Source organism: Calothrix sp. CCY 0018 (genome assembly GCF_963920925.1).
GTDB lineage: Bacteria > Cyanobacteriota > Cyanobacteriia > Cyanobacteriales > Nostocaceae > Rivularia.
In genome coordinates this window covers 21,805-34,911 of sequence record NZ_CAWUDI010000005.1, presented here as the reverse complement: position 1 = coordinate 34,911, position 13,107 = coordinate 21,805, and the positions used below count along the sequence as shown (strand labels likewise).

At 37.5% G+C, this 13,107-nt stretch carries 10 protein-coding genes; 7 read left to right on the top strand and 3 right to left on the bottom strand.

All coding sequences use genetic code 11. From position 1 onward, the window contains the following. The first annotated feature begins 937 nt into the window (after positions 1-937). On the top strand, positions 938-1,723 hold the full coding sequence (locus ACM03V_RS05060; protein ID WP_414619667.1) for a helix-turn-helix domain-containing protein: 786 nt from the start codon (positions 938-940) through the stop codon (positions 1,721-1,723). 124 nt (positions 1,724-1,847) lie between these two features. Here the strand turns inward: ACM03V_RS05060 and gatA are convergent, their stop codons facing one another. Continuing rightward, positions 1,848-3,317, bottom strand: coding sequence for an Asp-tRNA(Asn)/Glu-tRNA(Gln) amidotransferase subunit GatA (gene gatA, locus ACM03V_RS05055; protein WP_414619666.1), 1,470 nt, complete (start codon positions 3,315-3,317; stop codon positions 1,848-1,850). 284 nt (positions 3,318-3,601) lie between these two features. Between gatA and ACM03V_RS05050 the strand changes: the two genes are divergently transcribed. The 6 genes from ACM03V_RS05050 (at position 3,602) to ACM03V_RS05025 (ending at position 10,943) form a co-directional block, all read left to right on the top strand. Next, positions 3,602-4,975 (top strand): OB-fold nucleic acid binding domain-containing protein, encoded by a 1,374-nt coding sequence (locus ACM03V_RS05050; RefSeq protein WP_414619665.1) that lies wholly within the window; start codon positions 3,602-3,604, stop codon positions 4,973-4,975. 340 nt (positions 4,976-5,315) lie between these two features. After that, on the top strand, positions 5,316-5,861 hold the full coding sequence (locus ACM03V_RS05045) for a hypothetical protein (RefSeq protein ID WP_414619813.1): 546 nt from the start codon (positions 5,316-5,318) through the stop codon (positions 5,859-5,861). Positions 5,862-6,166: 305 nt separating this feature from the next. After that, positions 6,167-6,547 (top strand): DUF6464 family protein, encoded by a 381-nt coding sequence (locus ACM03V_RS05040; protein WP_414619664.1) that lies wholly within the window; start codon positions 6,167-6,169, stop codon positions 6,545-6,547. 121 nt (positions 6,548-6,668) lie between these two features. Next, positions 6,669-8,003: an SWIM zinc finger family protein gene (locus tag ACM03V_RS05035; protein WP_414619663.1), complete on the top strand. Its 1,335-nt coding sequence runs from the start codon at positions 6,669-6,671 to the stop codon at positions 8,001-8,003. Positions 8,004-8,151: 148 nt separating this feature from the next. Continuing rightward, positions 8,152-9,678 carry a DUF5691 domain-containing protein gene (locus ACM03V_RS05030; protein WP_414619662.1) on the top strand — a complete coding sequence of 509 codons (1,527 nt, stop codon included), beginning with the start codon at positions 8,152-8,154 and terminating at the stop codon, positions 9,676-9,678. Between the two features lie 155 nt (positions 9,679-9,833). Beyond that, entirely contained in the window at positions 9,834-10,943 is a 1,110-nt protein-coding gene (locus tag ACM03V_RS05025; RefSeq protein ID WP_414619661.1) for an ATP-binding protein, read from the top strand. Positions 10,944-11,327: 384 nt separating this feature from the next. Here ACM03V_RS05025 and ACM03V_RS05020 read toward each other — a convergent pair whose 3' ends face one another. Beyond that, complete coding sequence (locus ACM03V_RS05020) at positions 11,328-11,837, bottom strand: hypothetical protein (protein WP_414619660.1); 510 nt, start codon at positions 11,835-11,837, stop codon at positions 11,328-11,330. Between the two features lie 34 nt (positions 11,838-11,871). Then, complete coding sequence (locus ACM03V_RS05015) at positions 11,872-13,083, bottom strand: MFS transporter (protein ID WP_414619659.1); 1,212 nt, start codon at positions 13,081-13,083, stop codon at positions 11,872-11,874. Between the last annotated feature and the right edge of the window lie 24 nt (positions 13,084-13,107).

Sequence of the window (13,107 nt, the reverse complement as noted above, 5' to 3'; positions counted from 1 at the left end):
ATTGTTGCGTATAAACCCTATATACTTTAAAAAAAAATTATAACCTTAAGAGTAGAAGCTTTTTGCTATCATCCGTCATTAATAGTCTAGATTTCATAAGTATTTTTTTGTTCCCAATTTCTGCACAATTATTGCAATTACTACCATTACAAGAAACCCATCTCTACCTTATTAATAGGCTTAATGTATATTTTATTTCTCTATTGTACCTAGGAATCGAAAAACTGATTGATGTAGCCATTGATTATTAATTGAACGTTAAATTATCCTAAGCAGTTAGAAAAAATAACCATCTAAATTGTTTATTCAAGAAAATTGTTTTATATTAGATACAAGTATTACCTCAGAGGGATGACAATTTTTCTTAGAAAATGATCTGGTTTATATTGCTAGCTAGATAATTCAGCTAACATTTCTTACCTGAAATATTAAAAAAATATGTGATTTCTATTGTTGAGATAATTGATTTTAAAAATTAGCCAATAAAAGCTATAATGACATCTACCATTAGGATTAATTTATTCTTATATCTGTTAAGAATTGTATTAGATTTGAGTTATCAAACTACCTATAATCTCTTAGTTAACTGCAACAAGCGTTTCTGAATTTTGGTTGATTATCAATTGAAAATTAAAAATTATTAAAACAGGCGATCGCCATATTAGTGTATTTTAGTCCAAAGTAAAGTGTAGGTTTTTTAATTAAGTTTCTTGGGCACAAAGGCATAGAACTATTTCGAGCAAAAGCGAGCAAAAGCAAGATATGTAAAGTTTGGATGCTGCGATCGCAACCTGCTTTTAGGCAAGCAGCGTGGCGATAAAAATGTATTATTGAAAAATAATTTTTGATAATTTAGAGTGAAAAGTTGTATTAAATACATCTTGTTCAGTAATTTTTCTATTGAATATAAGACATTAAAGACTACTGGGAGAAGACAGTGAATCTGTTAAACGAAGAACAAGGGGAGAAACTGAAAGAGATAACTACAAAATTAAAGCAGTTAAGAGAACAAAAAGGCATAGACATAGAGCAAATAGCAGCCAAAATACTTGTCCGACCTGTTTTTTTAAATGCTTTAGAGGAAGGAAGATTTGAAGAATTACCCGAAGCAGTCTACATTAAAGGATTCATCCGTCGCTATGGAGACGCTATAGGAATTGATGGTACGGCTATAAGTCAAGAATTTGGGGCTATTGCTTGCCCTCCACCAAAACCTCAAGACAACAACGATGTAAGCAATAAATCAAATATATATATACCTTTAGCAGTACCTTACGTTTTATTAATAATTGGTGCTTCTTTGGGGTTATTTTACGTATTAGGTCCCAAACCAGCACAACAAACTGTTAGTCAAAGTCAATATTCATCGAACGCTTCGGAACAAAAAACCCAGTCGAAACCGAAAGCTTCGACAACAGAGGCAGCATTAAAACCCACACCAACATCAAAACCAACACCAACACCAAAACCCATTGAGGGTGTAAAAGTTAGCTTAGACGTAAAAGACGAATCGTGGGTAAGAGTAATAACCGACGGTAAAAAAGTATTTGAAGGAACATTGCAGAAAGGAGATAAAAAAAGCTTTAATGCCAAAGAAAAATTAGAAATACGTTCCGGTAATGCAGGTGCAGTACTTGTTTCCGTAAATCAAAACGAACCAGTCCCCCTCGGTTCCCCGAATAATCCTAAGACAGTTACTTATACACCCAACGGTGGGGAGTGAGGGAGAGGGGGTGATGGGGTGATGGGGAGATGGGGGGACAAGGGGACAAGGGGACAAGGAGAATTTTAACCTTTAACCTTTAACCTTTGACCTTAATTACCCCTAACTCCTAACTGTTCACTGTTCACTGTTCACTGATTAAAGCTGGTGTACGTAAATGCCAGTCTGTAGCTTGTTCGTATGCGTAAGCGACTTGAAATAGCTGATCTTCTCGAAGTACGTTACCGATTAATTGCAGTCCGATTGGTATTCCTTCGTCGTTGAAACCGCAAGGAATGCTTATACCTGGTAAACCAGCTAAGTTTACGGGAATTGTCATTAAGTCGGTTAAGTACATATTGAGGGGATCTGATGTTTTTTCCCCTGTTTTAAATGCTGCGATTGGTGCGGTGGGACAAGCTAATACATCTACTTGTTTAAAAGCATTGTCAAAGTCTTGTTTAATTAATGTACGAACTTTTTGAGCTTTTAAATAATAAGCGTCGTAATAACCCGCACTCAATGTATAAGTACCAATCATAATACGGCGTTTTACTTCTGCACCGAAGCCTGTAGAGCGGGTGCGAGTATACATGGATAAAAGATTATCTGCTTCTTCGGCGCGATAACCATATTTAACACCATCGTAACGAGCCAGGTTTGCTGATGCTTCGGATGGAGCAATTATGTAGTAACTGGGTAAACCGTAGCGGAAGCGAGGACAGGAAATTATGTGAATTTCTGCGCCCAATTCTTGTAAGGTATCTATGGCTTTGGTGACTGCTGCTTCAACTTGTGAGTCTAATCCTTCACCAAATGTCTCTTTTATAATACCGATTCGCAGTTTTCCTCTGGGCTTTAGATCGGGTCTTAAACTTTCCGTATAATTAGGTATAGAAACTTTTAAACTAGTAGAATCTTTGGGGTCATGTCCTGCAATTTCACTTAAAAGTATAGCTGCATCTTCTACAGTGCGAGAAAATGGTCCGATTTGATCTAAGGAAGAAGCAAAGGCTACTAACCCATAACGAGAAACTAGCCCGTAAGTTGGTTTCATTCCTACTACACCGCAGAAAGATGCGGGTAGACGAATTGAACCTCCGGTATCGGAACCTAAAGAAACAGTACATTCTTGAGCCGCTACAGCCGCCGCAGAACCACCAGAGGAACCACCGGGAACCCTGGATAAATCCCACGGGTTCGCTGTAGTTCCATAGGCAGAAGTTTCGCAAGAACTACCCATCGCAAATTCATCTAAGTTGGTTTTACCCACCATGACAGCGCCTGCATCGATGAGTTTTTGAGTAACGGTTGATTCGTAGGGTGGTATAAAATTTTCCAGAAACTTTGAAGCGCAGGTAGTACGAATTCCTTTGGTACACATATTATCCTTGATACCAATGGGAATTCCAGCGAGCAAACCAATTTCTTCCCCTGCGGCGATTTTGGCATCCACGAGTCGCGCTTGCTCCAAGGCTTTTTCTTGGGTTACGTGCAAGAAACTGTGAACTTTCGGCTCCAATTTTTCGATGCGATTCAAAGCAACTTGTGCGATTTCAACCGCAGAGCGTTCTTTATTAACTAACTGATTGTGCAATTCGCGTATGGATGCCATGCATCACTGCTCCCAATTTACTAAATCACTCAAATGTTTGATTTTAGTACATCTTGTTAATAATTGGTAATTGGGCATCGGATTTTAACAACGGATGTTTTTATTTTGGATTTTGGATTGAGAGTTGGTATAGAAAATATTTTTAACTCTTAACTCCTAACTGTTCCCTGTTCCCTACTCCCTGTTCCCTGCTCCCTACCTTTATCAATTTATGTAAAAACAATTTGCACTAAATCAAACTATATAGATTAAACTTACTTAGCTGACTTGCTGGGGTGGAAATTATGGTTAAAATCGTATCTCGAAAAGCTCTAAATACTCAAAATGTATATGATATTGGGTTAGAAAGCGACCATAATTTTTTGATTAAAGATGGTTTAATTGCTTCTAACTGTTTTAATAAATCTCACTCTACAGCCTACGGGTATGTAACATATCAAACTGCTTATTTAAAAGCCAATTATCCTTTGGAGTATATGGCGGCGCTGTTGACTGCTAATAGCGGCGATAAAGATAAGGTGCAAAAATATATTGCAACCTGTATGAATATGAGTATTCAAATAGAATCACCCGATATCAATTCTTCAGAACTTGATTTTACTCCTGCAAATGGGAAAATATTATTTGGTTTGTCAGCAATACGTAATGTGGGAGAAAACGCGAGAAACTGTATTTTAGAAGCAAGAGTTGAAGAAAAATTTAACTCGCTGGCTGATTTTTGCGATCGCGTTGATTTGGGTACGGTAAATCGTCGAGCTTTACAGTCGTTGATATATTGCGGAGCTTTCGACAAAATTAACAATAATCGCAATCAGTTAACTCAAGATTTAGAGTTCGTATACGATTGGGCGCAATCCCGTGCTAGGGATAGAGCAAGCGGGCAAGGAAATTTATTTGACTTATTGGGTGGTGCTTGGAGTGGCGATGCAAATGCAAATAATATAGCTGGAAATGCAATATTAAGTCCTCCTAAAGCTAAAGAAGTTGAAGATTTCCCTCCTCATGAAAAGCTGCGAATGGAGAAAGAACTTTTAGGTTTTTATGTATCGGATCATCCGCTCAAATCCATAGGTAAATCTATGCGGATTCTTTCCCCAGTAAATATGGCACAGTTGAAAAATCAACGAGAAGAAGCAAATGTTTGCGTGGTTGTCATGCTTAATAACGTCAAAAAGGTGATAACCAAAAAAGGCGATCCGATGGCAATATTACAGATAGAGGATTTAACTACAACGGGGGAAGCTGTTGTTTTTCCTAAAACTTATGAGCGAATTAACGAAATTTTGCAAGTAGATGCTAAATTAATTATTTGGGGAAAAGTTGATAAAAAAGATGACCAAGCTCAATTATTAGTTGACGATGCAGAACCAGTAGAAAATATCGAATTAATCGCCATAGAAATGACTCCTCAACAAGCAGGTACCATCGAAGAACATCATCGCTTGAGAACAATTTTAAAAGATTTAAAAGAACAATCGGGGGAAAAAGAAAAAGGGAAAATACCCGTTATCGGAATTATTAAAACTGAAAATTCACGTCAACTAGTTCGCTTTGGTAGACAATACTGGGTGCAAGATTCCAGAAGCGCAATTATGGCTTTGCATAATGGTAGATTCAATGCCCGCATTCAACCGCTTACAGTTACCAGTGAGGAGTAACGAGTTAGGAGTTAGGAGTTAGGAGTAGGGAGTAGGGAGTAGTGAGTAGTGAGCGGGTAATGAAGAATTTAAGAGATTTTAGATTTCTCCCCCCTCTACCCCCTCTACCCCCTCTCCCCATCTCCCCTTGTCCCACCCAAGTATTAATGTATTAATACAGACTTCGCGGTTTAACTGTTTTACTTTGCATGATTCAAATCGTCAACAGTATTTTGGCTTACCGCAATAGGGCATTCATGGTTTTTTGGTTGCTTTTGCTGATGATAGTTCGCTTGAAAAGCTGGTATGTTTTAATGCCATATTCTTTATAGCGGCAAGCAGGGTGAGGAGTAAAAATTTAATGACGCTTGAGGGTTTAGATCAGTTTGTTTCATACTGCAAAATGATTCAACCTCAAAGTCCAGAAGACATAAAAAGGTTTTTCGAGGGTGTGATAGGATTTCCTTATGACAAGGAACTTCTGTTACAGGCTTATTTGCATTTAAATATTAAAAGATTGTTTCCGAATTGTTCGGAGTTGCTATTGTTTGAAAAGTCTCCAATCGCTGATTATACCGATTTGGGTAAGTGCGATTTTGTATATTTAACTGCGGATAGAAAGCTGTTTTTAATTGAAACTAAATTTATTGATACGACAGCATCGGGAGCAACGGAAAGAAAAAGAAGAAATAAGCATCGAAATAAAGTTTTTGAGCAGGTGATAACTTTAAAAAACCGGTTTGGTCAGTATTGGAATATTCAAGTGGAAGAATTAAAATGTGGTGTTTTTACGACAGATCCTGAAATCGACTGGCGCGGAAATAATATAAATGTGACTACTAAATCAGTTTCGATAAGAGATTTGGAAGAATGGAGAATGACAAAAAAAGCGTTTAACCACACCTAATTGATATTGCAAAATTATAATTTGCCGTATTTAGTACAATAGTTCTACTTACTATACTTGTTTCTGGTTTGGATAAAATAAATTTGGCTGCATTAAACAAAATTTGAGACAATTACGCAATTTATACTAAAAATTATTATAAAAATTGGAGTAAAATCCACGCTAATTAATTATTGAAGTTATCCTGTTTTACATAGAGTGTAGTAATTATTAGATAATTGCTTTGGGGTAAATGATCCGCTTCTAAACGGAGAGTCAAAACCCTTTTTAACACCCATTACACACATTCGGAGGTAACAAGTAACGTGTTAAAGACACTTTTGGTAATTACCATTGGTTTTTTACCGTCTCTATTCTCCCTGTGGTTAATGCGTAGAAACAAAGCTAGAACGCGCACGCTTCTGCGACGGGCTGCGGTTACAAGTTATCCCAGACAGGCAAGAAGCCAAAATCATAACCATAGAATAGATAATCCGGCTCTGCTTGGCTGCGGCGAAGGCGAAAACCGCGCCCAAGATGATCGCTACTATTTGGAAGGGGTGGGTTATCTTGTCGGTGACATTACCTGTGAATACAATGCTCGTTCGGGTTATATCAGATGTGCCGTTAATCCTAATGGCCCCTGCGATGGTTGCCGTTTTTATGAAGAAAGAAAGGAAATGATTCGGACAAAGCACCGTATGTAGTTATATTTTTCCAGAAGATTCCTGTGTTCGCTCTTCCCTCTTACCTCTTCCCTCTGTACAATTGTTTGGGGTATAAATTCCCATCTAATTTGTTTTAATTGCCTTCTTGAGAATTGCATTAATGTCTGCAACTTGGACGCAGGAACAAATTTTGGCGCTAGCACCAGATGCAAGTTCGGCCAAAAATGGTAAAACTTTGGCTACTTCCCGTAAGTGGTCATCATTGGGTTGCAATGAAAAAGCTACTTGGGGTGAGTGTCAAGGAAGCGGTAAAAATCCCTATTTAACGGAAATAGATATGACTGAGCCTGCTTTTAAATGCAGTTGTCCCAGTCGTAAGTTTCCGTGCAAACACGGTATTGGTCTGTTTCTTTTATTCACCAACGAAAAACAATTATTTACTCAAAATTCTCCCCCGGAGTGGGTAAATCAATGGCTGGAAGCTCGCAGCCAAAGACAAGTTAAGAAGGAAGAAAAATCAGAAAAAGTAAAAACAGAAGGTACAAAAACAGCGACAAACCCCGACGCACAAGCAAAACGTGCAGCTAAGCGTTTAGATAAAGTTACTGCGGGAATGCAGGATTTAGAAGTGTGGCTGCGGGATTTGGTAAGTAACGGGTTGGCAGCAGCCCAGGAAAAACCTTACAGTTTTTGGGATGATGCTTTCTCGCGGTTAGTAGACGCACAAGCACCAGGTGTAGCACGTTTGGTAAAGGAGATGGCAAGTATTTCTCATTCGGGTGCGGGCGCTCATGAAAGATTATTATCGCAATTAGGGCAGGTATCTCTCTTAACTGAAGCTTTCAAGCGTTTGGAGACTTTACCTAAACAAGTGCAAACAGATATTCGTACTCAAATTGGTTTTTCTCAAAGTCAACAAGAATTGTCAACGCAACAAGGAATTGATGATTGTTGGTTAATTTTAGGGCAAAGTTTAACAGAAGAAGACCGTTTAAAAATACAGCGTACTTGGCTTTGGGGCAAACAAACGCAACAAAAAGCATTAATTCTTAACTTCGCTCATGGTAGTCAGCCATTAGATACCAGTCTTGTACCTGGAAGTTGCATAAATGCAGAATTAGTATTTTTTGAGAGCGCTTATCCTTTGCGAGCAATAGTTAAAACTCGTCAAGAGGCAGTCACTCAAGTAGATGCAATGCCGGGATATAGTAATATCTCAACTATGGTGGGGGAATATTCTCAAGCCCTTGCCAAAAATCCTTGGATAGAACAATTTCCTGCCCCAATACGTGGAGTAATTCCAATTAAACAAAACGATAGCTGGTTTGTACGCGATGAAGAAAAACGTTTACTTCCTTTAAAATCAATATTTAAAAATAACTGGCAGCTATTAGCATTTAGCGGCGGATATCCCATAGATATTTTCGGCGAATGGGATGGAGAATACTTTTTACCTTTGAGTTTATGGATAGACGAAAGCTTTGTTAGTTGTTAGGAGTTATGAATTAGGAGTTAGAAGTTAGTAATTCCGAATTATAAGATTTAAGATTTTAACAACAGATGTATTTATTTTGGATTAAATATTTTCCCAATTTCTAATTCCCAATGCCCAATGCCCAATTCCCAATTCCCTCTTTTTACAAATGAACATTTGGCAATATTTAGTAAAAACGGCGGTTGTCGGTACTCGAAGACAACAATTGAAAATCGTTAAACAAGATAATCAATTAGGTGAGGTTTTAAATTGTCTGGATATTAATGATAAGGAAGGAAGTTTACTTAAGGCTGCTGGGGTGATTTCTCTTTATCAAAAAGCTGGACAATTAACTGCAATTGATAGTAAAAATTTAGAAACTTGCGAATTAGATGATTTACCATATTGCAGCCAAATATCAGAGCAACATTTGGGAATGATGTTTAATAGTGAGTACAGTGCTTTTTTACCGGAGTGGTTAAAATTATTAGCTGAAAATAGAAAAGTTGTTTCGCCAAAGTATTTACCCGAATTGTTGGCGTTAGGAAAAAGGAACAATCATTTACGAAAGGATATTTTACCTGTTTTGGGTAAACGGGGAATTTGGTTAGCAGCCCAAAATCCAGAATGGAATTATGTAAGTGGTGAAGATGAAGATAAAATTTGGAAGAATGGTAGTTTGGAAGTTAGGAAAAATTTGTTAAAAGAATTACGTCAATTTGAACCAGAAAAAGGGCGTATTCAATTACAAAATATTTGGAGTAAGGAAAGAGCGCAAGAAAGAGCAATTTTATTAGAAGCGCTGGAAGTTGGTTTAAGTATTGACGACGAGCCGTTTTTAGAAGATGCGCTTCAAGATAAAAGCAAGCTGGTACGAGATGTTGCTGCGCGATTGCTCGCACAAATTCCCGAATCAAAGCTTGTTCAAAGAATGGTAGAAAGAGTCCGCCCTTTATTAAGTTTGGATAGCAAAGGTATAGAAGTTATATTACCAAATAAGTGTAGTTTAGAAATGATTCAAGACGGGATTGATGAATCTAAATATATCCCTTCTTTGGGAGAAAAAGCCAGTTTACTATTACAAATGCTTGGTTGTATTCCACCGAGTATATGGAGCTATGATTGGAAAAAGACTCCTGGTGAATTAATCAAAATTATAAAAGATAGTAAATGGGAAAAATTATTTTTAGAAGCTTGGGCAACGGCTACAGTTAGAAGTAAAGATATCGTTTGGGCTGAAGCTTTGCTGAAATCATCTGTAAGGCTATATCAAAAATTAAATCATATCGATAATTCGATTGTAAATTTTCTCAAAATATTACCTAAATCTCAGGTTGAAACTTTAACTTTAGACGTTTTGCAACAATCCTCTAATACACCACCTTTTAATTCTGCTAGCCCAGCTTTTCCACTATTAATTCATACTCCATATACCTGGAATGAAGAAATTAGTCAGGCAGTCATAACCAGGATAAAAAGCAGTATTGAAAACAATAATCAAGTTAATAATTGGCAGTTTGGTTCAGCTTTAGGACGTTTTGCTGTAAAAATTGCACCTTCGATATATCATCAAGCCGCCGAGAGTTTAACATTTGAAGAATCTGAAAATATCCATAAATCTGTGATTGAAGCTATTGATAAATTTTTAACACAGTTACAGTTTAGATTTGAAATGAGACAAGCAATATTAATGTAGAGACTCCGCAGTGCTACGTCTCCAGAATTTAGGTTATAAGACAGATTAATTAAATATTCGTGTTTAAATTTTACAGCTAAAACGGGCAAGGATGCCCGTACCACAAGAGAATATAGTAAATCAGTATGAGCAATTTGAAATCATAGGAGAAAAATATGGCTAAAAAGAAAGATAATACAAATAAAAATACAAATTTACTCAGGGAACACGCTGAAAATCAGTTTGCTGAAGAGTTGGAAGAATTAGGCAAAGTTGATAAGCGTCAACGCCCGCCAAATTGGAATTTATCACCTTGGGCTGTAATGACTTATTTGATGGGTGGGAAGTTGGATAGCGGGTTTGAGGTGTCGCCAAAGTATATTGGTGAAAAGAGAATTATAGAGATTGCGATCGCAACTTTGACAACTGACAGAGGTTTGCTGTTAATCGGTGTACCGGGTACTGCAAAATCATGGGTTTCCGAACATTTAGCAGCGGCGATTTCTGGAGATTCTAAATTATTAATTCAAGGTACTGCGGGAACCAGTGAAGAAGCGATTCGCTACGGTTGGAATTACGCGAAATTACTGGCTGATGGCCCCTCGATGGGGGCTTTGGTTGCCAGCCCGTTGATGCGAGCAATGGAAGATGGTAAAGTGGCACGGGTGGAAGAATTAACCCGAATTCCCGCAGACGTACAAGATACATTAATTACAATCCTCTCCGAGAAAACACTGCCGATTCCTGAATTAGGGGAAGAGGTACAGGCTAATAAAGGTTTTAGCGTCATAGCAACTGCTAACAATCGCGATAAAGGAGTTAACGATTTATCCAGCGCTTTGAAAAGGCGTTTTAATACAGTAGTTTTACCTTTACCAAAGACAGTAGAAGAAGAAATCGATATTGTGCAAAGGCGTGTAGAAAGCTTAGGAAGGGCATTAGAATTACCAGCAGAGCCTCCAGCTTTAGAAGAAATTCGTCGCATTGTTACGGTATTTCGGGAATTACGAAGTGGGGTAACTGAAGATGGAAAAACTAAAATTAAATCTCCTACAAGTACCTTAAGTACCGCAGAAGCAATATCGGTAGTTAATAGTGGAATGGCATTAGCAGCGCATTTCGGCGACGGTAGTTTGAGCGCTTCAGATGTTGCATCGGGAATCATTGGAGCAGTGATAAAAGATCCAGTGCAGGATAAAGTTGTTTGGCGAGAGTATTTAGAAACTGTGGTGAAAGAAAGAGATGATTGGAAAGATTTGTATCGGGCTTGTAGGGAAGTTAGTTGATTTTCGCTAAATCGCCCTCACTCTCGAAGAGTGGGGCTACAGAAACAAAGCCCACCTGCGTGGGCTATATTAGGTGCATCTTTTGATTAAAAATATTTTGTAGGGTGTGTTAAGGCGCTCGTAATTTTGATTTTTAATTATCAATTAAATGATGCCGTAACGCACCATCGGATGTTAGGGTTGATTGCGGTAATTTATGAGTTATAACAATCTCGGTAAGCCAAATCATCACCTTGAAATAAATTTCAAGGCTAATATACAAAGTACGTTAAAACGCACTAAAATATTTTCCCAGTCTACTTTAGTAGACTTTGACTATGAGCCTGGGAATTTATTCCAAGGCGGAATTGTGAACGGTGTTAATAATGCTGCCAGATATGACGATTAAATAGATATGAATTCCGAAACTGAAAAACTCCTTCCGATTGAGTCAAAAGTTACGGTTTTCTTATGGGGCTGTACGGATGGTTTTGATATTGATAGTTCAATTTTCTTTAGGGCTTTGGCAACTGAATCATCTCTTTTGGAAGGTTGTTGAATCTTCTGCTGCTGTGGCGTTGAGTTAAATACAGGAATATTGTCTAAATTAATATTTCTTGTTTCATTTAAACTATTTGATTCATCATTAATTTTTACTTCTTGTTTAACAGGCTTTTCTTCAATATCTGATTTAGGATTTTCTGGCTTGACTTCTTCCTGAATCGGCATATCAATAAAAGTTATTTCAATTGGCTTCTCTTCAACTTGATTTTTCTTAGATAGCAAGTTGAAGACAACAGCAGCTATTATCCCAATATGTAGCATTAGAGATAAAACAAATCCGTAAACCAGAAAGGTTTTTAACGCTTTGGCTTCTTTGTTTAGCTGTTTTACAGTGATGTCGGAAAAACTCATAATTTATTGATAATATAGAAATCAAATGGTTTACTTATGTATGTTCAACTGCTGCTCTACCAAAGAATTGAAAAATTACTAATACGCTTAATAAACTTACCGCAGCACTAATAACAAACATTCCAGCATATCCCGTAGCGGTGGCAATTTTACCACTGAGGATTGAAGCAGCAACTCCACCGATATACACTACCGAAACTTGCAGGGTATAATCAGTCGCGGCTGTGTGGCGATCGCATTTATCCATCATGGCGCTTAGTAAAGCGGTATATGCCATACCTTGCAATGCATTAACAGTAATTGTGACTGCGTATAGCACGGGCAAACTACTGACACCAATTGCTGGTATTATATACAAAACTGTTGCAATACTTGCTGCGAAACCAAATAAAATTAACGAATTGATTCTTCCTAATTGACTAATTAAAACTCCCGCAATTAAAGCGCTGATAATACGAACGCTATAGCTCACAATTCCTAACATCACGCCAATCTCTGACAGCGATAAGCCTCTGTCAACAAAAAGCGGACGCAGCATTGTACCTGACATCATTTCTCCTCCCATGTACAGCACTAAAACTAAAAGCCACGGCAATGCTTTTGGACGGGATAGAAAACTAATAAAAGGTCGAAAATAAGATTTAAAAAAGTTTGATTTTTTGGGTTTACGATTGGTTTTCTTATTATTTTCCTGATATAAAATTACTGGAATTAAAGTCAGCAACATCGTGACTGACATGATTATTAAACTGTATTTCCAACCAACTCTATCTAATAAAATTAATACTCCACCACCGCCAATAATAGCTCCAAAAACATTTCCTCCAGATTGAACTGCATTACCAATTCCGCGTTCGTGGGGTTTGAGTAAATTAACTGCTAATGCATCGGTGGCAATATCTTGACTGGAGGAAAATAAAAAAGCGAGGAACATACAAACAACTAAAGTATTGAAATTCTCCCCAATATCAATAAATGCACATCCAAATGTGACAATTGCTAACAATAATTGAAAAACAATAATCCAGCCGCGATAATGTCCTAACTTAGGTAAACGATAACGATCGATAAATGGAGACCAAAGGAATTTTAATGCTGAAGGAAGAATCAGAAAACTTAAGAAACCGATTGCATCTAGCGACATATTTTGCTGTCGCATAAAAATAGGTACGGTTTGAATAAAAAAGGTTGTGGGAATAAATTGAGCGGTGTAAAGTGCAGCGAGAAGGATTAGTTTAGAGAACATGGCAGCACGGAGATAATTATTCGT